At 74.1% G+C, this 22697-nt stretch carries 15 protein-coding genes; 12 read left to right on the forward strand and 3 right to left on the reverse strand.

The window, feature by feature from the left end; genetic code table 11:
- Positions 1 to 52 precede the first annotated feature (52 nt).
- Entirely contained in the window at positions 53 to 6616 is a 6564-nt protein-coding gene (locus tag ACFVVL_RS23530) for an SDR family NAD(P)-dependent oxidoreductase (protein ID WP_387678351.1), read from the forward strand.
- Between the two features lie 99 nt (positions 6617 to 6715).
- On the opposite strand, the gene ACFVVL_RS23535 is transcribed toward ACFVVL_RS23530, so the two are convergent.
- Positions 6716 to 7318, reverse strand: a complete 603-nt coding sequence (locus tag ACFVVL_RS23535; protein WP_380287852.1) for a TetR/AcrR family transcriptional regulator — start codon at positions 7316 to 7318, stop codon at positions 6716 to 6718.
- A gap of 64 nt (positions 7319 to 7382) precedes the next feature.
- Between ACFVVL_RS23535 and ACFVVL_RS23540 the strand changes: the two genes are divergently transcribed.
- On the forward strand, positions 7383 to 8399 hold the full coding sequence (locus ACFVVL_RS23540; RefSeq protein WP_380287850.1) for an ATP-binding cassette domain-containing protein: 1017 nt from the start codon (positions 7383 to 7385) through the stop codon (positions 8397 to 8399).
- Complete coding sequence (locus tag ACFVVL_RS23545) at positions 8396 to 9244, forward strand: ABC transporter permease (protein ID WP_387678257.1); 849 nt, start codon at positions 8396 to 8398, stop codon at positions 9242 to 9244. The genes ACFVVL_RS23540 and ACFVVL_RS23545 overlap by 4 nt, the downstream gene beginning before the upstream one ends.
- A gap of 115 nt (positions 9245 to 9359) precedes the next feature.
- Here the strand turns inward: ACFVVL_RS23545 and ACFVVL_RS23550 are convergent, their stop codons facing one another.
- Together ACFVVL_RS23550 and ACFVVL_RS23555 are read right to left on the reverse strand one after the other, a co-directional pair.
- Positions 9360 to 12737: an amino acid adenylation domain-containing protein gene (locus tag ACFVVL_RS23550; protein WP_387678260.1), complete on the reverse strand. Its 3378-nt coding sequence runs from the start codon at positions 12735 to 12737 to the stop codon at positions 9360 to 9362.
- Positions 12738 to 12755: 18 nt separating this feature from the next.
- Positions 12756 to 15566 carry a type I polyketide synthase gene (locus ACFVVL_RS23555; RefSeq protein ID WP_387678263.1) on the reverse strand — a complete coding sequence of 937 codons (2811 nt, stop codon included), beginning with the start codon at positions 15564 to 15566 and terminating at the stop codon, positions 12756 to 12758.
- Between the two features lie 274 nt (positions 15567 to 15840).
- Between ACFVVL_RS23555 and ACFVVL_RS23560 the strand changes: the two genes are divergently transcribed.
- The 9 genes from ACFVVL_RS23560 (at position 15841) to ACFVVL_RS23600 (ending at position 22688) form a co-directional block, all read left to right on the forward strand.
- Positions 15841 to 16854: a hypothetical protein gene (locus ACFVVL_RS23560; RefSeq protein ID WP_387678266.1), complete on the forward strand. Its 1014-nt coding sequence runs from the start codon at positions 15841 to 15843 to the stop codon at positions 16852 to 16854.
- 296 nt (positions 16855 to 17150) lie between these two features.
- Positions 17151 to 18020 carry a hypothetical protein gene (locus ACFVVL_RS23565; protein ID WP_380287840.1) on the forward strand — a complete coding sequence of 290 codons (870 nt, stop codon included), beginning with the start codon at positions 17151 to 17153 and terminating at the stop codon, positions 18018 to 18020.
- Between the two features lie 14 nt (positions 18021 to 18034).
- Positions 18035 to 18916 (forward strand): diiron oxygenase, encoded by an 882-nt coding sequence (locus ACFVVL_RS23570; RefSeq protein ID WP_380287838.1) that lies wholly within the window; start codon positions 18035 to 18037, stop codon positions 18914 to 18916.
- Positions 18913 to 19158, forward strand: coding sequence for an acyl carrier protein (locus ACFVVL_RS23575; RefSeq protein ID WP_380287836.1), 246 nt, complete (start codon positions 18913 to 18915; stop codon positions 19156 to 19158). Before ACFVVL_RS23570 ends, ACFVVL_RS23575 begins: the two co-directional genes overlap by 4 nt.
- Positions 19158 to 19985 carry a hypothetical protein gene (locus ACFVVL_RS23580; RefSeq protein ID WP_380287834.1) on the forward strand — a complete coding sequence of 276 codons (828 nt, stop codon included), beginning with the start codon at positions 19158 to 19160 and terminating at the stop codon, positions 19983 to 19985. Before ACFVVL_RS23575 ends, ACFVVL_RS23580 begins: the two co-directional genes overlap by 1 nt.
- Positions 19985 to 20968 carry an NAD(P)H-dependent flavin oxidoreductase gene (locus ACFVVL_RS23585; protein ID WP_387678271.1) on the forward strand — a complete coding sequence of 328 codons (984 nt, stop codon included), beginning with the start codon at positions 19985 to 19987 and terminating at the stop codon, positions 20966 to 20968. The genes ACFVVL_RS23580 and ACFVVL_RS23585 overlap by 1 nt, the downstream gene beginning before the upstream one ends.
- A gap of 4 nt (positions 20969 to 20972) precedes the next feature.
- Positions 20973 to 21839, forward strand: a complete 867-nt coding sequence (locus ACFVVL_RS23590; RefSeq protein WP_380287830.1) for an alpha/beta fold hydrolase — start codon at positions 20973 to 20975, stop codon at positions 21837 to 21839.
- Positions 21832 to 22086 carry a hypothetical protein gene (locus ACFVVL_RS23595; protein ID WP_380287828.1) on the forward strand — a complete coding sequence of 85 codons (255 nt, stop codon included), beginning with the start codon at positions 21832 to 21834 and terminating at the stop codon, positions 22084 to 22086. The genes ACFVVL_RS23590 and ACFVVL_RS23595 overlap by 8 nt, the downstream gene beginning before the upstream one ends.
- Before the next feature lie 35 nt (positions 22087 to 22121).
- The gene (locus ACFVVL_RS23600) at positions 22122 to 22688 is read left to right on the forward strand and encodes a 4'-phosphopantetheinyl transferase superfamily protein (protein ID WP_387678275.1); all 567 of its coding nucleotides are present in this window, start codon (positions 22122 to 22124) and stop codon (positions 22686 to 22688) included.
- The last annotated feature ends 9 nt before the right edge of the window (positions 22689 to 22697 follow it).

The raw sequence follows: 22697 nt of genomic DNA on the forward strand, positions 1-22697 counted from the left end.
AGTCGAAGAGATCACCAACGCGCTGCGGGAGTCGGTCAAGGAGACCCGGCGGCTGCGGCTGCGCAACGACGAGCTGGAGGCGAAGCTCGGCGAGCCGATGGCGATCGTGGCCATGGCCTGCCGGCTGCCCGGCGGGGTGAACTCGCCGGAGGAGTACTGGCGGCTGCTGTCCGAGGGCCGGGACGCGGTGGCCGGCTTCCCGGCGGACCGGGGCTGGGACCTCGCCGGGCTGTTCGACCCGGACCCCGACCACCCGGGGACCTCGTACGTCCGGGAGGGCGGCTTCCTGGACGGGGTGGCGGGCTTCGACGCGGAGTTCTTCGGGATCTCCCGGCGCGAGGCGCTCGCCATGGACCCCCGGCAGCGGCTGCTGCTGGAGACCACCTGGGAGCTGTTCGAGAACGCCGGGGTGGACCCGGCGGGCCTGAAGGGCAGCCGGACCGGGGTGTTCGTGGGCGCCGGTCCCACCGACTACCCCCACAACATCGAGGGCTACGCGGTCGCCGGGACCACCCCGAGCGTGCTGTCGGGCCGGCTGTCCTACGTGTTCGGGCTGGAGGGCCCGGCCGTCACCGTGGACACCGCGTGCTCGTCCTCGCTGGTGGCGCTGCACCTCGCGGGGCAGGCGCTGCGGGCCGGTGAGTGCTCGATGGCGGTGGTCGGCGGCGTGGCGCTGATGTGCAGCCCGAAGGTGATCGTCGAGTTCAGCCGCCAGCGGGCGCTGTCCGCCGACGGCCGGTGCAAGGCGTTCGCCGACGCCGCGGACGGCTTCGGGTTCGCCGAGGGCGTCGGCCTGGTGCTGCTGGAACGGCTCTCCGAGGCCCGGCGGCGCGGGCACGAGGTGCTCGCGGTGATCCGGGGTTCGGCGGTGAACCAGGACGGCGCGTCGAGCGGGCTGACGGCGCCGAACGGGCCGTCCCAGGAGCGGGTGATCCGCCAGGCGGTGGCGGACGCCGGCCTGACGCTGCGCGACGTGGACGTGGTGGAGGCGCACGGCACCGGCACGACGCTGGGCGACCCGATCGAGGCGCAGGCGCTGCTGGCCACCTACGGCCAGGACCGGCCCGCCGGGCGGCCGCTGCTGCTCGGGTCGGTGAAGTCCAACATCGGCCACACCCAGGCGGCCGCCGGGGTGGCCGGTGTGATGAAGATGGTGCTGGCGATGCGCCACGGGGTGGTGCCCAGGACGCTGCACGTCGACGAGCCGAGCCGGCACGTCGACTGGTCGGTGGGCGACATCGAGCTGGCGGTCGAGCCGGTGCCGTGGCCCGACGGCGGACATCCGCGCCGGGCGGGCATCTCCTCGTTCGGGGTCAGCGGCACCAACGCCCACCTCGTCGTCGAACAGGCCCCGGCCGGCGAGGGCACGGCCCCCGCCGCCCGGCCGTCCGCCCCCGGGGCCGGCGCCCCGGCGGGGGAGGGGCTGCCGGTCCTGGCGTGGGTGCTGTCGGGGCGCGGCGAGCAGGGTCTGCGCGGGCAGGCCGCCCGGCTCGCGGAGTTCGCCGGGGCCCACCCGGAGGTGACCGCGCCGGACACGGCCCGCGCGCTGCTGCGGCGCGGAGCGCTGTCCCACCGGGCCGTCGTGCTCGGCTCCACCCGGGCCGAGCTGCTCGCCGGACTGGACACCCTGGCCGCCGAGCAGCCCTCGGCCGCCGTGGTCCGGGGAACGGCGCGCACCCGGTCCGGGGAGGCGGTGCTGGTCTTCCCCGGCCAGGGATCCCAGTGGCGGGGGATGGCGCTGGGGCTGCTGGAGACGTCCCCGGTCTTCCGCGACCGGCTCGCCGCCTGCGAGCAGGCGCTCGCCCCGTTCACCGGCTGGTCGGTGCGCGACGTGCTGCGGGAGGCGCCCGGCGCCCCGGACCTCGACCGGGTGGACGTCGTCCAGCCGGTGCTGTTCGCCGTCATGGTGTCGCTGGCCGCCCTGTGGCGGTCCGCGGGCATCGAGCCCGCCGCGGTGGTCGGGCACTCCCAGGGCGAGATCGCGGCCGCCTGCGTGGCGGGCGGGCTGTCCCTGGAGGACGCGGCCCGGGTGGTGGCGCTGCGCAGCCGCGCCCTGCGCTCGCTCTCGGGCCTGGGGGCGATGGCCTCGCTGGGCCTGGGGCCCGAGGAGGCCGAGGCGCGGCTGTCCCGGTGGGACGGCCGGCTGGTGGTCGCGGTGGTGAACGGGCCGGGCTCCGTGGTGGTGTCCGGGGACGCCGACGCGATCGCCGAGCTGGTCGCCGAGCACCAGGACTCCGAGGTCCGGGTGCGGCTGCTGCCCGTCGACTACGCCTCGCACTCGCCGCACGTCGAGCGGATCCGGGAGGAACTGCTCGCCCAGCTGGCCGGGATCACCCCCGGCCCCTCGCGCATCCCGTTCTACTCGGCGGTGACCGGCGGCCAGTGGGACACCACCGGGCTGGACGCGGACTACTGGTACCGCAACCTCCGGCAGCCGGTGCGCTTCGACGAGGCCGTCCGGACCCTGGCCGACCGGGGCTACGAGCTGTTCGTGGAGGCGAGCCCGCACCCGGTGCTCACCGTGGGCGTGGAGGAGACGCTCGCCGCCGTGGACGCCGCCGCGGTCGTCATCGGGACGACGCACCGCGACCGCGGCGGCCCGGACGACTTCCTCGGCTCGGTCGCGCAGGCGTACGTCCGCGGCGTGCCGGTCGCCTGGGAGGCGCTGCTCGGCGAGGGCGAGGGCGAGGGCGAGAGCGGGGACGGGGACGGCGGCGTCAGGCTGCCCTCGTACGCTTTCCAGCGCGAGCACTTCTGGCAGGACCCGGCCGCGCCGTCCAAGGACGCCCTCGGCCGCGCCGGACTGCGGGCCGGCGCGCACCCGATGCTCGGCGCCGCGATCGACGTCGCCGGCACCGGCTCGGTGGTGCTCTCCGGCCGGCTGTCGCCGCAGACCCACGGGTGGCTGGCCGACCACGCCGTCCAGGACCAGGTGCTGCTGCCCGGCACCGCCTTCGTGGAGCTGGCCCTGCGCGCCGCGGCCGAGACCGGCTGCTCCGGCATCGAGGAACTGACGCTGGAAGCCCCCATGCTGATCCCCTCGGCGGGCGCGGTCCAGCTCCAGGTCGTCGCCGGGGCGCCGGACGACTCCGGCAAGCGCCGGGTGACGGTCCACTCGCGGCCGGAGGACACCTCCGTGGACGGCGAGTGGACCTCCAACGCCGTCGGCGAGCTGACCGCCGCACCGCTCGCGGAGGACTTCGCCGACCTCGTGCTCTGGCCGCCGGCCGGTGCGCAGGCGCTGTCCACCGAGGGGATCTACGGGGGGTTCGCGGAGCGCGGCTACGAGTACGGCTCGGCCTTCCGCGGGATCCGCCGGGCCTGGCGCCGCGGCGACGAGGTCTTCGCCGAGGTCGGCCTGCCCTCCCGGCAGCGCGACGAGGCCGGGCGGTTCGGGGTCCACCCGGCCCTGCTGGACGCGGCGGCCCAGGCGGCCGGGATCCTCATGCCGCAGCAGGGCGACGGGGCCGGCACGGGCCTGTGGCTGCCGTTCGTGTTCAGCGAGGTCGCCCTCGCCGCGTCCGGCGCGGCCGATCTGCGGGTCAGGGTGCGGCGGATCGGACCGGACCGGGTGGCGCTGACGGCGGCGGACCTCGACGGCCGGCCGGTCGTCTCGGTGGGCACGATCGTGGTGCGCCCGGTCTCGGCCGAGCAGCTGCGGGCGCAGGACACCGGCGCGCGGCGTGACGCGCTCTTCCGGCTCGACTGGACGCCCGTCACCGCGCCCGTCACCGCGGCCGGGTCCGGCCCGGGCGCGGCCCGGCCGCGCTGGGCGGTGCTGGGCGCGGACCGGGCGGCGCTGGTGCGGCGGCTCGCCGACGCCGGCGCGGCGGTCGACGGGTACGACGACCTGGCGGGGCTGCGCACGGCGGTCACGGGCGGCGCGCCCGCGCCCGACCTGGTGGTCCTGGGCGTCCCCGAGCCGGCCGGACCGCTCTCCGGGGACGGCGAGGACCCGCTGCCCGCCCGCGTCCGGGTGGTCGCCGCGGATGCGCTGGCGGTCGCCCAGGAATGGCTGGCGGCCGACGAACTCGCCTCCGCCCGCCTGGTGTTCAGGACGCAGGACGCGGTCGCGGCGGCCGACGGGGACGGCCTGACGAGCCTGGCCTCCGCCACCGTGTGGGGCCTGGTGCGCAGCGCGCAGACGGAGCACCCGGGCCGGTTCGTCCTGGTCGACGACGGCACCGGGGCGGACGACACCGGATCCGCGCAGCACTGGGCGGCGGTCGCGGACAGCGACGAGCCCCAGTTCGCCGTGCGGGCCGGCTGGCTGCTGGCACCGAGGCTCGCCCGGGCCGACGGCGGCGAGAGCCTGACGCCGCCCGCCGGGGCGGACGCCTGGCGCCTGGAGTGCGGCGGCACCGGGACGCTGGAGGGGCTGCGGCTGGCCCCGGCCCCGGCGCCCGCCGGACCGCTCGGCCCGCGCGAGGTGCGGGTGGCCGTGCGCGCGGCCGGCCTCAACTTCCACGACGTGGTCGTCGCGCTGGGGCTGCTCCCCGGGGAGACGGACCTCGGCGGCGAGGGCGCGGGCACGGTGACGGCGGTCGGCAGCGAGGTCCACGACCTGGCGCCGGGGGACCGGGTCCTGGGCCTGCTGACCCACGCGTTCGGCCCGGTCTCGGTGACCGACCACCGGCTGCTCGCCAAGGTCCCCGAGGGGTGGTCGTTCGAGCAGGCCGCCTCGGTGCCGGTGGCCTTCCTCACCGCGCACTACGCGCTCTACGGGCTGGCCGGGCTGCGCTCCGGCGAGTCGGTGCTCGTGCACGCCGCGGCCGGCGGGGTCGGCATGGCCGCCGTCCAGCTGGCGGAGCACCGCGGCGCGCGGGTGTTCGCGACCGCCGGCGAGGGCAAGTGGCCGGTCCTGCGGTCCGCCGGACTGGACGACGCGCACATCGCGTCCAGCCGCACCCTCGACTTCGAGCGGCACTTCGCCGGGACCAGCGGGGGCCGGGGCGTGGACGTCGTGCTGAACTCCCTGGCCGGGGAGTTCGTCGACGCCTCGCTGCGGCTGCTGCGGCCCGGTGGACGGTTCGTCGAGATGGGCAAGACCGACGTCCGGGACGCCGAGGACGTCGCCGGCCGCCACCCGGGGGTCGGCTACCGGGCCTTCGACCTGAACGAGGTCGGCCCGGAGCGGATCCGCGCGATGCTGACCGAGATCATGGACCTGTTCCGCGCCGGTGCGCTGGCGCTGCCGCGGCTGACCACCTGGGACGTGCGCCGCGCCGTCCCGGCGTTCCGCCACATGAGCCAGGCCCGGCACGTCGGCAAGATCGTGCTGACGGTCCCGAAGGCGCCGGACCCCGAGGGGACGGTGCTGGTCACCGGCGGCACCGGGACCCTGGCCGGGCTGGTGGTGCGGCACCTGGCCGGGCGCGGTGCCCGGCACTTCGTGCTGCTGAGCCGCAGCGGCCCCGCGGCGCCCGGCGCGGACGAGCTGCGGGCCGGGCTGGCGGAGCTGGGCGCGAGCGTCGACCTGGTCGCCTGCGACGTCGCGGACCGGGCCGACCTCGCCAAGGCCCTGGCCGCGGTCCCGGCGGACCGCCCGCTGACGGCGGTGGTGCACGCGGCCGGCGTCCTCGACGACGGGGTGCTGCCCTCGCTCACCCCGGAGAAGATCGACGCGGTCATGCGGCCCAAGGCCGACGGCGCCCTGCACCTGCACGAGCTCACCGCGGGCGCCGATCTCGCCGAGTTCGTGCTGTTCTCCTCCGGCGCCGGGCTGACCGGCGCCCCCGGACAGGGCAACTACGCGGCCGCGAACGTGTTCCTGGACGCGCTCGCCTCCCACCGGCGGGCCGCCGGCCTGCCGGCGACGTCGACGGCGTGGGGCCTGTGGGAGGAGACCAGCGCGCTGACCGCCGGCATCACCGGCTCCAACCGGGCCCGCATCACCGGGTACTTCGCCCCGCTGTCCACCCCGCAGGCGCTGGCGATCCTCGACGCCGCCCGCGGCTGCGCCGAGCCGGTCCTGCTGGCGTCGCGGGTGCGCACCGACCGGCTGCGGGCCCTCGCCCGCGACGGCCACCTGCCGTCGCTGTGGCGCGGTCTGATCGCCACGCCGGTCCAGGTCCGGGCGGCGGGCGCCGACCCCGCCACCGGGGTGGCGCGGCAGCTGGCGTCGCTGGGGGAGGCCGAGCGGCTGGAGTTCCTGCTCCGCCTGGTGCGCTCGCACGCGGTCGCCGCCCTGGGCGGCGGCGACGCGGAGGCCATGGAGCCGGACCGCCCGTTCCGCGACCTCGGGTTCGACTCGCTCACCGCCGTCGACTTCCGCAACCGGCTGGCCGGTGCGACCGGCGGCCGGTTCCCGGCGACGCTGGTCTTCGACCACCCGACCCCGGCCGAGCTCGCCGGCCACCTGCGGGCGACGCTCGTCCCCGAGGCGGCGCCGAGGTCGGAGCCGGTGCTCGACGCGATCGACGGCCTGGAGCGGTCCCTGCTGGGGGAGGCGCCGGACGACGAGCTGCGGGAGCGGATCACCAGGCGCCTGCGGGCGCTGCTGAGCCGCTGGGACGACGCCCGTCCGTCCTCCGGGGCGGCGGAGGTCGCCGTCGACTCCGCGAGCGACGACGAGCTCTTCGCCCTGCTCGACGGGGACTTCCCCGACACGCCCTGAGGTCTGCGCTCGAACCCCCCGCCGTCCGGCCGACGGGGGGTTCGAGCCGCGTCCCAGACGTCGCGGACCCGGCAAGGACCCAAGAGACAGACCCCAGCCCTAGAGCGCTCCGCTCCCGCCGCAGAGGCGCTGGGCGCTCTCCAGGCACAGCGCCTCCGCCGCGGAGGTGGTGAGGCGGTGGGCGGCGGCCTCCGCGGCGGCGGTGTGCTGGAGGCCGATGACGGCGGCGGCGAGCCAGCCGGCGGGGTGGGAGCGGTCGAAGACGCCCTCCTGCTGGCCCCGGTGGACGAGGCGCTCCAGCCGGGGCGGCACGACCTCGGAGAGGGCGTTCTGGCCCGGCCGCGGGGCCCCGGGGACGGTGGGGTCGAGCAGCAGGGGATGGCGCAGCAGGAACTGCCAGCCGGCGCCGAGGAAGCGGGCCAGGGCCTCGGCGGGCGGGCCGGCGTCGAGGTCCGCCTCGTCGAGCGCGGCGAGGTACTCGGACGACGCGGCCTCGGCGAGGGCGGACACCAGGGCGTCGCGCGAGGCGAAGTGGGCATAGACGGTCTGCCGGGTGACGCCGGCCTTGGCGGCGATGTCCTCCATGCTCGCGTCGCGCCGTTCGGCGAGCAGCACTCCGGCCGCGTCGAGGATGGCGGCGATGCTGCGCCTGGCATCGGCCCGGAGGCGGCGTCGGGGGGCGGTCTGGTGCGGGTCGTCCATGGATCGACGGTAAGCGTTCCACCGAAGACTTGACAAGACGTAAGAGATGTCCAAGTCTTACGTCATGTCAAAGAAAAGCTTGGGTGGAGATCATCCGGCGGTCGAGGCACACGGTCTGGTCAAGGTCTACAAGGGCAACCGGGCACTGGACGGGATCGACCTCACGATCCCGCGCGGTCAGGTCTTCGGGTTCCTCGGCCCCAACGGGGCGGGCAAGACCACCACGATCCGGATCCTGGCCACCTTGACGGGGCTGGACGGCGGCACGGCCCGCGTCCTCGGCCACGACGTGCGGACCGAGGCGGACGCGATCCGCTCCAGGGTGGCGTTGACCGGGCAGTACGCCTCCCTCGACGAGGACCTGACCGGCTACGAGAACCTGCTGATCCTCGGCAGGCTGCACGGCCTGTCGCGGGCCGCCACGCGCCGGCGCGCCGACGCCCTGCTCTCCGCGTTCGACCTGACCGAGGCGGCCGGCCGCGCGGTGGGCGGCTACTCGGGCGGCATGCGGCGCCGGCTCGACATCGGCGCCAGCCTGATCATCACCCCCGACCTGCTGTTCCTCGACGAGCCCACCACCGGCCTCGACCCGCGCAGCCGCAACCAGGTCTGGGAGCTGGTCCGCCGGGTCGCCGCGGCCGGCACCACCGTGCTGCTCACCACCCAGTACCTGGAGGAGGCCGACCAGCTCGCCGAGCAGATCGCGGTCATCGACCACGGCCGGATCGTCGCCGAGGGCACCAGCGCCCAGCTGAAGGCCCAGGTCGGCTCCGGAACCGTGCACCTGCGACTGCTCGACGGCGAACAGCGTCCGCAGGCGCTGCAGATCCTGGCCGCGACCGTCGAGGGCGCCGTCCAGCTCGCCGCCGACCCGCTCAGCCTGTCCGTGCTGCTCGCCGACCGCCCGCACGCCACGGACGTGGCCCGGCTGGTCGGGCACGCCATGACCCGGCTCGCCGACGCGGGCGTGGGCGTCGCGGACTTCTCCCTCGGCCAGCCCAGCCTGGACGAGGCCTTCCTCACCCTGACCGGCCACCGGGCCGGCCAGGGCGCCGACGACCGTGAGGAGCCGGGCCCATGAGTGCCCCTGCCGTCCCCGTCCGCCCCGCCACGGCGGAGACCGACCCGATCGACGTCCTGCTCGCCGAGGGCCGCGAACGCCACCACGCCGGGGCGCTGACGGCCTCGGCCGCCTTCGGCCGGCGCGCCCTGCTCAAGATCAAGCACGATCCCAAGCAGCTGGTGGACGCGACCGCGATCCCGATCCTGCTGACCGTCCTGTTCACCTACCTCTTCGGCGGTGCGATCAGCGGCTCGACCAGTGAGTACCTGAAGGCGCTGCTGCCCGGCGTGCTGGGCATGAGCATCTCCATCGTCACCATGTACGGCGGGGCCCGGCTGGCCCAGGACATGCAGACCGGGGCCTTCGACCGCTTCCGCGGCCTGCCGGTCTGGCGCGGCGCCTTCGTCTTCGGCGGACTGCTCAGCGACGCCGGGCGCTACCTCTTCGCCTCCACCATCGTGGTGGGCCTCGGCCTGCTCATGGGCTACCGGCCCGACGGCGGCGTGGTGGGCGTGCTCGCCGCGGTCTGCCTGGTCATCGCCTTCGGGGTCGCGCTGTCCCTGGTGTGGTCCATGCTCGCCCTGGTCGTCCGCGACCCGGCCGTCGTCCTCAGCATCGCCAACGCCGTGCTGATGCCGCTCTCCTTCGCCAGCAACATCTTCGTCACGCCCACCACCATGCCGGGCTGGCTCCAGGCCTTCGTCGACGTCAACCCGCTCAGCCACCTCGCGACCGCCGCCCGGGACCTGATGAACGACACCGGTGACGCCGGCGGCGCGGTCCTCTGGTCCCTCGCCGCGACCGCCCTGATCGTCCTCGTCTGCGCCCCGGTCACCCTGCGCCTCTACAGCAAGCAGGGCTGACGCCGCCCGGCCCCGCCGGCGCGCGACCCCGACGCGGGAGCCCGTGCCGGACCCGATGCGAGAGCCCGTGCGAGAGCCCCGCCCGGAACCGGGCGGGGCTCTCGCGGCGCTCCGCTCAGACGCCGGCGCGCATCGCGGCCGCCAGCCGGGCGACCGTGGGGTTGTCGAAGAGCTTGCGCAGGCCGTCCTCCTGGCCCTCGGTCATGCCGAACTCCCGGCCGATCCGCTCCAGGACGCCGATCGCGTGCAGGGAGTCCCCGCCGAGCTCGAAGAAGTTGTCCCCGGTCCCGAAGTCGTCACGCTCCAGGGCCTCCTGCCAGATCCGCAGCAGGGTGCGCTCCAGGTCGTCCTGCGGGGCGGCCGGCCCGGCGCCGGCCTGCTGCTCGCGCGGGGCGGGCAGGGCCGACACGTCGACCTTGCCGTTGGCGCTCAGCGGCAGCTTCGGGATGAGCAGGTAGTGGCGCGGCACCATGTACGCGGGGAGGACCTCCTCCAGCGCGGCGCGCAGCGCGGCGGCCTCGGGGTGGGTCCGTCCCGCGGTGGCCTCCCCCTGCTCGGGCACCAGGTAGGCGACCAGCTGCCGGCTGCCCGTGCGGGGGTTGGTGTCCACGGCGACCAGCGCGTCCTGGACGCCCGGGTACTGCCGCAGCGGGGCGGTGATCTCGCCGAGCTCGATGCGGTAGCCGTTGAGCTTGATCTGCGAGTCCTCGCGCCCCAGGAAGTCGATGTCCCCGCCCGGGAGGTAGCGGCCGAGGTCGCCGGTGCGGTAGAGCCGCTCCCCGGTGCGCGGGTGCGTGACGAAGCGCTCGGCCGTCCGCTCGGGGTCGGCCCAGTAGCCGCGGGCCACGCCCACCCCGCCGATGTGGATCTCACCCGTCGCCCAGACCGGACAGGGCTCCAGCCACTGGTCGAGGACGTGCATGGTCTGGTTGGCGAGCGGCTTGCCGTACGGGATCCGCGACCACTCCGGGGGCACCGCGCCGATCGGGTACGCGATCGACCAGATGGACGCCTCGGTGGCGCCGCCCTGGCTCATCACCACGGCCTGCGGGTAGAACCCGCGGATGCGGTCCGGCAGGGCCACCGGGATCCAGTCGCCGCTCAGCATGACCAGCCGCAGCCGGTCCCCGGGCGGGGCGGCGGCCGGGTCGTGCGCCTCGATCCACACCTGCATCAGCGCCGGCACGCTGTTCCACAGCGTCACCCCGTGCCGCTCCACCAGCTCCGACCAGTGCTGCGGCTCCTGGGAGCGGCCCGGCTCCGGCAGGACGACCGCGCCGCCCGCCGCCAGCAGGCCGAAGACGTCGTACACCGAGAGGTCGAAGCTCAGCGCGGACAGCGCCAGCACGCGGTCCTGCGCCGTGACCCGGTAGCGGTCGTTGAGGTCCTGGACGGTGTTCGCCGCGGCCCGGTGGTCGATCATGACGCCCTTGGGCGTGCCGGTCGAGCCGGAGGTGAAGATCACGTACGCCAGGTCGTCCGGGGCGGGACCGGTGGCCGGCGCGGTGGCCGGTGCGGAGCGCACCTCCTCGTCGTCCAGGGTCACCAGCCGCACGCCCTCGGGCCAGCAGAGCTCCTCCCGCAGCTTCGGGGTGGTGACCACCACCTCGACCCGGCCCTGCTGGATCAGCTGCTCGCGCCGGGCGGCCGGCCAGCCCGGCTGGACCGGCAGGTAGGCGGCCCCGGACCGGGTGACGCCGAGGGCCGCCGCGACCTGCGCGTACCCCTTCTCGGCGATGACCGCGACCAGGGTGTTCGGCGTCGCGCCGAGCGACTGCAGCGCGTGGGCCAGCCGATGGGTGTCGTCGAGCAGTTCGCCGTAGGTGTGCTCGCCGTCGGCCGCGATCACCGCGACCGCGTCCGGCGTGCGCGCCGCCTGCTCCTCGACCAGGCCGCAGAGCGTGCGGTCGGGGATGGGCGCGGCGGTGGCGTTGGCCAGGCGGCGTTCCTCGGCCTGGGCCCGCGGCAGCAGGACGAGCTCCCGCTCGTCCCAGGCGGCCTCGTCGCCGAGCCGCTCCAGGACCGCGTGGTGGGCCCGGAACATCTCGTCCACCATGCCGTCGGGGAACAGCCCCTCGACGAAGTCCCAGTTGACCAGCAGCTCGCCGCGGTCCTCCAGCACCTGGTAGTCCAGCCAGACCTGCGGCGTCTGGCTGACGCCGTACACGACGTCGCCGAACACCTGGGCGGTCCCGGCGGGCCCGTCCGCGGAGTCGAAGCCGATCATGCTGGTGAACACCACCGGCATCGCGGCCCCCGGCCGGCCGCCGAGCCGCCGGGCCCGCTCCCGCAGGACGCGGATGCCCGAGTAGGCGGAGTGCCCGAGGTCGTCCAGCAGCTGGTGGTGCAGCTGCTTGGCCCGCGCGGTGAAGGAGTCGCCCGCGTCGGCCCGGGTCTCCAGCAGCACCAGCGAGGTGAAGTCGCCGATCACCTCGCCGAGCTGCGGGTGCAGCGGCGGCCGGTTGAACAGCGTCAGGTTCAGGGTGAGTTCGGGCCGCTTGGACCAGCGCCGCAGCACGTCGGCGTAGACGGTGACCAGCACCGCGGACGGGGTGAGCCCCCGGCGCCGGGCGGTCTCCTTGACGGCGGACCACTGCTCGCGCGACAGCCGGGCGTGGTGCCGGGCGAACCGCGGGCGGGAGAGCTGCCCGGGCTGGACGGCCAGCGGCAGTTCCGGGGCGGGCGGCAGCTGGTCGAGCCGGTCCAGCCAGTACTGCTTGTCGGCCTCGAAGCGGGCCTCGCCCTGCTGGCGCTGCTCGGCGAGCACGAAGTCGCGGAAGGTGACCTCGATGGGGTCGGGCGGGGAGTCCGGCCGGCTGTAGAGCCGGAACCAGTCGCGCTGGAAGATGCCGAAGCTGTACCCGTCGATGACCAGCATGTCCAGGCTCAGGTGCAGCCGCCAGCGCCGCTCGTCCAGCCGGGTCGCGTGGACCTCGAACAGCGGCCAGCGGTCGGCGGGCAGCACCTGGTGCGCCAGCCGCTCCCGGATCCGCTCGATCCCCGCCTCCTGCGCCGCCCCGTCGAGGCCGGACAGGTCCGTGACGGCGATGTCGTACGGCGGGACCTCGGGCAGGACGCGCTGACGGCCGTCGGGCTGGATGACCGCCCGGAGCATGTCGTGGCGCCGCACCAGCTGGTCGAGGCTGCGGCTCAGCCTCGGCACGTCGAGGTCGGCGGCGTCGAACTCCAGGTAGCAGTGCGTGGAGTTGCCGCCGAGCTCCACCGACGGCGTCCGGCCGACCCAGTACGCCTGCTGGATGTCCGTCAGCGGGAAGGGCTCGTGCCGCTGCGCCGGCTGCGGTTCGATCCGCGCGGGCTCGTCCCGGCTCTGGGAACGCGTGATGATCTCGATGAGTTCGTCCCGGCGGAGCTTGATCTCCTCGCGCAGTTCGGAGGTCAGCGCGCCGGGTGGGGCCGTCAGGTGGAGTTGGCCGTAGACCACTCGCATCCTGATGCCGCGGCGGTACAACTCGGCGAAGAGGTCCGTGCTCACATGCCTGCCTTCCTGGCGTTAGAGGATGAGTTCTTCGACGTCGCCGGCGGCCTCGGGCGCCTCGTCGCCGGACACGACGAGACGCTGGGCCGCGAGCGAGCGGCAGACCAGGTCGACGATGTCCGCGACGGTGGTGTCACCGAGCAGGCGCTGCGGCGGGACGTCCACGAGGAGTTCCGTGCGGAACTGGTCCCTGAGCCGCATCGCACGCAGTGAGTCCAGGCCGAGTTCTCCCAGCCGGGAGTCGGGGAACCGGGCGCGCAGCTCGTCCCGGTCGGCCGCGGCCGGCCCGGTCATCGCGGACACCCGGTCGAACAGGAGGTCGGTGAGTGCCTGCCCGGCCGCCCGCGGCTCCTCGACGGCGAGCCGCGACAGCGCGTCGGCGTCCCACCGGAGGGTCTCCTGCGGTTCGGCGTCCCGCGGCCCGGGGGCCGCCGGGAGCGCGGGGTCCTGGGCGCTCTGCGGGTCGATCCAGTACCGGCTGCGCCGGAACGGGTAGCCGGGCAGACCGGTCCGCCGGGCGCCGGTCGCGGTGAAGGCGGTCTGCCACGAGACCGCCGCCCCGGCCGTCCAGGCCCCGGCGAGCAGGTCCAGCACCGCCTCGGGGGTGGTGAGGGCGCCCGGGTCGAGCACCAGGCAGACCGTCGCGCCCCGCTCCCGCGCCAGGGCCGGCAGGTCCACGGCCGCGGCGTGCAGGAAGTCGCCCTTCGCCCAGTGGCCCGGGTCGTCCGGCGCGGCGGGGGAGACGACGGTGAGGTCCGGGGCCGCGTAGCCGATCCGGTCGGCGGTGGCCCGCAGTCCGTCCGCGGCGCCGTCCGCACCCTCCGCCGCCCGCGCGGCCGCGGCCGCGAGCGCGGCGGCGTCCTCCGTCGACAGCACGCCGGCGGCACAGGCCGCGGCGATCTCGCCGATCCCCGCGCCGGCGACGATCTGCGGCGCCGGCCCGAACGAGCACAGCAGCCGGTACAGCGCGAGCTGGAGCGCGAACGCCGCGGCGCCCCGGTGGGCCGTCAGCGGCCCGCCGAGCGAGGCCTCCAGCCGGGTGCGCAGGTCCTCGTACGCCTCGGCGAAGGCAGGGAAGCGCCCGGCCAGCGCCCGGGCCCGGTCGCCGGAGCCCGGCTCGCCGCCGGTGAAGAGCACCGCCGGCGTCGCGGTCGCGGCCGTGCCGGTGACCAGGCCGGGCGCCTGCTCGCCGCGGGCCAGCGCCGCGAGCGCGGCGAGCAGGCCGTCGCGGGAGGTGCCCACGCAGACCGCGCGGTGCCGGAAGCCGGCCCGGGTCCGGGCGAGCGAGGTCCCGATGTCCGCGGCGGAGGGGTCCGGCCGGGCGGACACGACGGCGGAGAGCTCCGCGGCCATGGCGCGCAGCGCCGGTTCGGTCCTCGCCGACAGCACCCAGGGCGTGGCGAGGTCCACCGCGCCGCCGGGCGCCGCGGCGGGCTCCGCCGCCGCCGGGGCCTGCTCGACGATCAGGTGGGCGTTGGTGCCGCTGATGCCGAACGAGGAGACGCCCGCCCGCCGGGGGCGGCCCCGGTCCGGCCACGGCGCCGCCTCGCTCGCCAGCACGACCGTGCCGGCGGACCAGTCGACATGGGTGGACGGCCGGTCGACGTGCAGCGTCCGCGCGTGCACTCCCGCGCGGATGGACATCACCGTCGTGATCACGCCCGCCACCCCGGACGCGCACTGGGTGTGGCCGATGTTCGACTTGACCGACCCCAGCCGCAGCGGCCGGTCGGCCGCCCTGGACTCGCCGTAGGCGGCGATGACGGCCTCGGCCTCGATCGAGTCGCCCAGCGCCGTGCCGGTCCCGTGCCCCTCCACCGCGTCCACCTGGTCGGGGGTGAGCCCGGAGGTCTCCAGCGCCCGGCGGATGACCGCCTCCTGCGCCGAACGGCTCGGCGAGGTCAGGCCGTTGGTCGCGCCGTCCTGGTTGACCGCGGACCCGCGGATCACCGCGAGCACCTCGTGGCCCTCGCGCTGCGCCACCGACAGGCGCTCCAGCACCAGCAGTCCGGCGCCCTCGCCGAAGCCCATGCCGTCCGCGGCGGCCGCGAAGGGCTTGCACCGTCCGTCCCCGGCGAGCGCGCCGCGGCGGGCGAACTCCACGACGACGTCCGGGGTGGCCATGATCGTGACGCCGCCGGCCAGCGCGAGCTCGCAGTCCCCGCGCCGCAGGGCCTGGCAGGCCAGGTGGACGGCGACCAGCGAGGACGAGCACGCCGTGTCGACGCTGATGGCCGGCCCGTGCAGTCCCAGGTGGTAGGCGACCCGGCCGGAGGTCGTGCTCGGGGCGCCGCCGACGACCAGCTGGCCCGCGACGTCCGCCGGGAGGGCGGCCTGCGCGCCGGCGCCGTAGTGGGAGTAGGAGACGCCGGCGTAGACGCCGGTCTGCGTGCCGCGCAGGGCGGCCGGATCCAGCCCGGCGTGCTCCACCGCGTCCCACGCGGTCTCCAGGAGCAGCCGCTGCTGCGGGTCCATCGCCAGTGCCTCGTGCTCGCCGAGCCCGAAGAACCCGGCGTCGAAGAGGTCGGCGCCCGCGACGAACCCGCCCTGGTGCGCGGCCGGCGCCGCACCGGCGTCCGGACCGGACAGGCCGACGGCGCCCCAGCCCCGGTCCTGCGGGAACGGCGAGATGCCGTCGCCCTCTCCGGCCACGAACCGCCACAGCTCCTCCGGGGAGCGCAGACCGGGGGGAAGGCGGCAGCCCATGCCGACGATCGCGATCGGTTCGTTCTCCCTGAGTTCGGCCTCGCGCAGTCTGCGGGTGGCGCGCTGGAGTTCACCGGTGGCCTTCTTCAGGTACTGACGCAGCTTCTCTTCATCAGCCATCGGTCGTGCGGCTCCCCTGTGAATTGTCCGGCCCAATTGGCGCACCCGGAGGGAATGGTTCACGCTCGCGCGGATTCCCCGTCGAACGTACTGCGCGGGCCTGCCCCCTGATACCCCACCGTTACCCCTACGTGCGGCTCTCACCTGGACGGCTAAGGGTGTGTTAGGGGTTGATCGGGCATCGGCGGCCGGGTAGCAAGAGATAGTCGCGGCGGATCGTCGCCGCGGGGTATTTCATCAGGGCGTTCAAGTGGGAGAAGAGGGCGAAAAGCCGATGGCTGAACAGGGCAATGGGCTGAGCATCAAGGCGGCGGTGGCCTGGTACCCGGCCGACAAGGAGACCGTGCCCGAGGGGTTCGGCCCGGAGGACATCGAGCGCATCGGTGTGACCGAACTGGCCGTCTCGAACGAGCTGGCGGCGCCGGAGATGGCCGTGCTGGCCGCGCGCGAGGCGATCGCGGGCAGCGGGGTGGAGGCCGGCGCCATCGGCCACCTGCTGCACTCGAACCTCTACCACCAGGGCTTCGACGTCTGGTCGGCGGCCCACTACATCGCGCAGGAGTCGGGGGCCGTCGCCGGCCTGCCGATCAACGTGCAGCAGACCTGCAACGGCGCCGCGCTGGCGCTGCACCTCGCGGCCGTGCTGCTGAGCGCCACGCCGGACTCGGACGCGGCCCTCGTCACGGCCGCGGACCGGTTCTGCGGGCCCGGCTTCGACCGCTGGCGCAGCGACGACGAGGCCGTCTACGGGGACTCGGGCGTCGCGGTGGTGCTCGGGCGCAGCGGCGGGGGCAACGACCTGCTGGACCTGCTGGCGCTGGAGATGGGCGCCGACCCGGCGTTCGAGATCCAGATGCGCGGCGACGACGCGTTCGGCCCCGCCCCGCTCCACCACGGCGCCCCGGTGGACCTGGTGCGTCCCAACAACGTCTTCCGGGCCTCGGGCCAGGCGGCGCAGCTCGGCAAGAGCGGGGTCGAGAAGCTGTTCGGCGCCGCGCAGCGGGCGATGGCCAAGGCCGGCGTCACGCCGGAGGACATCCGCTGCGTCACGATCCCGCGGCTCACCAGGCACATGCGCGAGAACGTGTTCAAGCCCGGCATCGACCTGCTCCTCGGCCGCCGGCCGGAGTACCTGGAGCACGACACCGGCTGCCTGGGCCCGGCGGAGTACCTGGCGGACCTGGCGGAGATCGCGGAGGCGCTGGAGCCCGGCGAGGTCGGCATGCTCGTCCAGGGCGGCGGTGGATTCACCTTCTCCTGCACGATCGTCCGACGGTCGGCGAACTGAATCCGACGTTCCGAAAAATGCTGATCGCCTCGGCGGGACCCTGTCCCGGTGGGGCGTTCTGCCATTTCCTTTTTCATTGTGAAGAATGCACGGGTCAATGTGCGGGATGAATCTTTCGGGAATTATCCGCGCGCTGTATCGTCGGAAGAGTCATTGAGGATCCGAGCGTCGAACCTGCCTTGGGGAGATGGACTGTGCCGGGCCAGCCTGTAGTGGTGGAAGTACCCTGGGAAAGGGTCGCGAACTCCATCGAATTCATTCCCGCAGAATATTCCGAGCGGATTCAGCCGGAATCGGTGGCGCAGGAGATGCTGCGCTGCGGGCCTGCGGAGATCGACCGGCTCGTCGCCGCGGGCCTCCCCTTCGAGGAGCGGGACGGCGTCCGCTGCTTCGACCCGAACGACCTCTACAACCTCGGCATGTACTCCGACACCTCGCAGACGCAGCCGGAGCTCGCGTTCCGGATGCTGTTCCGCTTCGCGGGCCGGCCCGTGGACGCCCTGCTGCGGGACAAGACCTGGGACTTCCAGGTCCGGCTGGAGTGCCCGGACTGCGAGGGCGAGGCGCCCTGGCGCCTGGAGGAGCCGGACATCGCGCGCTTCGGCGGCGTCGTCGCCGACGTGACGCGGCCGGAGCCCGGGGCGGGGGCGGCCACCTGGACGGCCACGGTGACCACCACGGGTGCCCACACCCCGGTGGTCTCCCCGGTCCTGCGGGAGCTGACCGCCGACTACCTGGCGGCCGGCTACCGCTGGCAGATGATCCCGGTGCCGATGCAGGCCGACTACCGGCTGGTGCACCAGCTGGGCGCGACCAGCTGCATCGCGGCCAGCCTGCTGCTGGCCGAGCGGTTCCGGGAGGCCGGCTACCGGGCCGAGGCCCGGCGGGGCTGGTTCTGCGGGGTGCTCGGCGGCGCCCTCGACCTGCCGCACGCCAGCGTCGAGCTGGAGGACGACGACGGCAAGGTCAAGACCATCGACATCGCGAAGTCGCAGCTGGCCGCCCGGCTCCCGGGGAACACCGGTGAGTTCCGGGAGCTGTGCCTCGGGTCGATCTACAACAAAGTCATTCCGTCCACGGCGCAGGGCAACGCCCCCCTGGGCCATCACGAGTGCGGCTCGCGGACGCCGCTCCACGTGCGCGCGGACATCCGATCGGTGCGTTGAGGAGACGATTGCACATGGCGATACGTGAAATCGAGCCGGTCGTACTGGACCTGGACCGGCTGGAGCAGATGGCCGAGTCCGGCTACTACAACCCCTACACGATCTTCGAGTGGCCCGACGCGATCGAGTCCGACATGCCGTGGATGAGCGAGAGCCTGACCACGCTCGCCGGCACGGAGATGTGGGACGAGCTGACCCGCGAACAGCAGCTCGCGCTCACCAGGTTCGAGGCCGTCAACTTCTTCAGCCTCAACATCCACGGCATCCGGGAGCTGCTGAGCGAGGTGGTGATGCGCATCCACGAGCGCACCTACGCCGGCGTCTCCGAGTTCCTCCACCACTTCATCGGCGAAGAGAACGAGCACATGTGGTTCTTCGCCCAGTTCTGCCTGCGCTACGGCGGCAAGCTGTACCCGGCGCAGCCGAAGCTGCAGGCCGACTCGGTGGACCACCTCTCGCCGCTCGCCCGTGAACTGGTCGTGTTCGCCCGGGTCCTGATCTTCGAGGAGATCGTCGACCACTTCAACGCCCACATGGCGACCGACATGACGCTGCCCCACATCGCCCGCGAGGTGAACCGGGTCCACCACCAGGACGAGAGCCGTCACGTCGCCTTCGGCCGGATGATGTTCACCAACCTGCTGGAGCAGGTGAAGCGGAACAACCCCGACGAGGTCCCGCTGATCGCCGAGTACCTGGAGGGCTACCTCCAGTACAGCATCGCCACCCTCTACAACCCCGCCGCCTACCGCGACGCCGGAATCCCGGACGCGCTGGCGCTGCGTCGCCGCGCCCTGGAGCACCCCGCCCGCCAGGAAGCGCACGAGCGGATTCTCAAGCGGACCCGCAAGTTCCTGGCGAAGTCGGGCGTGAGCCTCAAGGAGCCGGTCGAGTGAGTGCCGAAGCCATGAAGGGCGTGCACGAGTTCATTCTGGTCCGCAACCCCGGGCTCGAAAAGCTCGACGGCGACCTGGACCTGATCGACAGCCGGGCGATCAACTCGCTCGCCTTCGTCGAGTTCATCTTCCTGCTGGAGGAGCTGACCGGCGAGCAGATCGACCCCGAGGACGTCGACCTGGACGACTTCCGCACCCTCGACGCGATCGAAGCGCGTTTCTTCAGCCGGAAGGCGGCCTGATGACCACGGTATCCGACAACGGCCTGGGCGTTCTCGACGCGGGCCAGCTGCGCCTGCTGAGGGCGCTGGACGCGGCGTTCCTGCGCCTGGCCGACGGCTGGCAGGCACCGGAGTTCCGGTTCCCGTTCCTGATCCGCGCCCAGGACCTGGACCGCTTCGACTACTTCGACAACTTCCCGCACCTGGGCCTGGCCGCCACCCGGCTCGACCCGGCGCGCCTCGGCAAGCTGCTGGCCGAGGCCGAGCGGCCGCTCGACCGCGTCCCGCCCGGGATCATGGAGCCGACCGCGTTCGCGCTGCCGTCCGCGGCCTGCTACGCCATCTACCTGGACCTGGCCGGCCGCACGCTGCCCGACGCCGGGGTGCTGCGCACCACCGTCGCCACCTGCTTCCGCAACGAGGACCACTACGACGGCCTGCAGCGGCTGCTCGGCTTCTCCATGCGCGAGATCGTCTTCATCGGCCCGGAGGACGGCGCCAAGGAGCACCTGCGCCGGGCCAAGGAGACCGTGCTGGCGCTGCTGGACCGGCTCGGCCTGGACGTCCGGGTCGAGGTGGCCACCGACCCGTTCTTCGACAAGAACAGCGGCAAGGCCAAGATGCAGCGGCTCTTCCCGGTCAAGGAGGAGTTCGTCGTCAACGGCCTCGCGATCGGCTCGATCAACTACCACCGCAACTTCTTCGGCGAGCGGTGCTCCATCCAGGCCGGCGACGACACGGCGCACACCAGCTGCCTGGCCTTCGGGCTGGAGCGCTGGGTGCACACCCTGACCCAGCGCTTCGGCGACACCGCCGCCGCGCTGGCCGCCGTGGAGAGCCTGGGCTGATGCGCGTCACGTTGGCCGAGAAGCTCGGGATCCGGGTGAGCCTGCTGCAGTCGGGGATGGGCGGCGTCGCGGGCCCGGACCTGGCCTGCGCGGTGTCCGAGGCCGGCGCGGCGGGCTGCGCGGGCGGCTACAAGCTGGTCGGCGACGCGCTGTCGGCGATGCTCGGGCGGCTGGTCGCGGGGACCGGCCTGCCGGTCGGGGTGAACCTGATCGAGGAGGTCGTCGGGCCGCGGACGCTCGTCGAGCAGGTCGAGCAGGTGCTCGGCGAGACGCCGCCGCACGTGTACCTCTCGCTCTTCGGCCCGGCCGAGGACGCCGTGCTGAAGCGGATCACCGACGCGGGGCGCCGGCTCGTCGTCCAGGTCGGGACGGTCGAGGAGGGGCTGCGCGCGGCCGGGCACGGCGCGGTCGTCGTCGTGCAGGGCACCCAGGCCGGCGGCCACCTCCTCGGCACGGCCCACCGGGACGCCCTGGTCGGCGAGCTGCGGACGCTGCTGCCCGACGCCTGCCTGGTCGCGGCGGGCGGGATCGGCTCCCCGCGGGCGGCGGCCGAGGCGGTCGCCGCCGGCGCCGACGGCGTGCTGCTCGGCACCGCCTTCGTGGTCGCCCGCGAGTCGATGGCCCACCCGTACTTCAAGTCGGCGGTCTGCGACGCCGTCGAGGACGACACGGTCATCACCGACGTGTACGAGATCGGGTGGCCGGGCCGGCGGCACCGCGTCCTCGCGACGGACGTCACCCGCGACCCGGACCAGCCCAAGAACTTCATCGGCCGCACCGTGGTGGAGGGCAAGCCCTACGTGGTCCCGCGGTTCAGCGCCGCGGTGCCGACCGTCGCCACCAGCGGCCGCATCGAGGAGATGGCGATGTACTGCGGTCTCTCCTGCGGCGACATCGCACAGGAGGTTCCGGCCGCCGACATCGTCGCCGGATTCGCTCGCACGCTCCCGGGCCCCGGGGCCCTCGAAGCAGGGAAAGGATAGAACCATGCCAGGGTACGAGAACCTGTCCCGCCTGGACCTCACGTACCGCGAGGACGTTCCTCGGGTCCGGACGCGGGAAGGGGTGGAGATCTACTACGAGTCCCGTGGTGAGGGCACCCCGATCACGCTGCTCAACGCCTTCTTCCTGACCAGCCCCTCGTGGCGGGTCTTCACCGAGCAGCTGGAGAAGGACTACCGCCTCGTCAGCTACGACCTGTGCAACCACGGCGCGTCCTCGCACGTCGCCGAGGAGCCCACCTGGGACGAGCACATGGCCGACCTGATCGGGCTGCTGGACGCGCTGGAGATCGAGTCGACGTACCTGGTCGGCGTGTCCACCTCCACCATCCTGGCGCGCGACATGGCGATCAAGCACCCGGACCGGATCAAGGGCATCGTGCTCGCGGGCCCGGTCTTCGGCCCCAAGGGCATGCGGCGCCAGCGCCAGATCCAGCGGGCGTGGCTGCGCACCCTGGAGACCCACGGCATCGCCGCGCTCTACGAGCACCTCTACCCGGAGGTCTTCAGCGCCGAGATGAACGAGTTCCTCGGCTCCCCGGGCTTCCTCGGCTTCCGCGAGGCCTTCTCGGCGCTCTCCACCGTCGAGGACCTCGGCAACGGCCTGCGCCGCTCCATGAAGGACGACCACAAGCCGGAGCTGCTCGCCGGCATCGAGGCGCCCGCGCTGGTCGTCGTCGGCGACGACGACTTCCTGCTCAGCCCCACCGGTGCCCGCCAGCTGGCCGAGCAGTTCCCGAACGGCCGCGCCGAGGTCATGCCCACCGCCGGCCACGTGCCGTACGTGGACGACGCCGAGACGTTCCAGGACCTGGTCCACGCCTTCATCCAGGGAGTGGACACGGATGCCTGAGCAGGCGGCCGAGGTGCGGCTGCGCATCAGGGAGCTGCTCGTCGGGCTGTTCACCGACGCGGGCTTCCTGGCGGCCGTCCCCGACTCCGCATCGCTGCGCCAGGCGGGGGTCTCCTCGAACGCCCTGGTCAGCCTGCTGGTGGCGATGGAGGACGACTTCGGCTTCGAGTGGGACGACGACGTCCGCCCGGAGGTCCTGCGTTCCATCGACTCGCTCGCCGACCACGTGCTGGCGCTGCGGGTCTGAGACCGACGGTGGCCGCGTTGGAGCTCCCGGCCGGAGTGCCCCCAGACCTCCGCGCCGCCTGGAGCCCGGTGCGGCCGCCGTACGGGCCGGCCGAGGAGTTCACGGCCGGCCGTCGTGCCGCCTCGGCGGCGCTGGCCGCGGCCGGCGCCGCCGACCGGGTGGTGCCGCGGGATCCCGACGGACGGCCGCGCTTCCCGCGCGGATTCGCCGGCTCGATCTCGCACACCGGCCGGCTGGCCGTCGCGGTGGTCGCCCCCGCCGCCGCGGCGGTCGGCGTCGACATCGAGGACGCGGTCATCGGCCCCCGCGTCACCCGTTTCGTGCTGCGCGAATCCGAGCGGCACGCTCTGCTCGCGCCGCGGGCGGGATTCACCTCACGTGAGCTCTTCGCCGCCAAGGAAGCCGCTTTCAAAGCGCTCCACGGCCCGGAGACCCAAAACGACCTGTTGTTCTGGCATGTCGGGCTCAGCCGATCCGGCGACGCACTGGAAGCGTCCTACCGCGGCGCGCGGGTGCCGGTCTGGGTCCGTTCCGAGCCGGAACTCTCCATCGCTGTGGCATTTCTGCATCACCCCAACGTACAGACCACAGATGAATTCTGAGAAGGAGTC

Origin of the sequence: Kitasatospora sp. NPDC058115, assembly GCF_042884635.1 — a bacterium.
In the GTDB taxonomy this organism is placed as follows: domain Bacteria; phylum Actinomycetota; class Actinomycetes; order Streptomycetales; family Streptomycetaceae; genus Kitasatospora.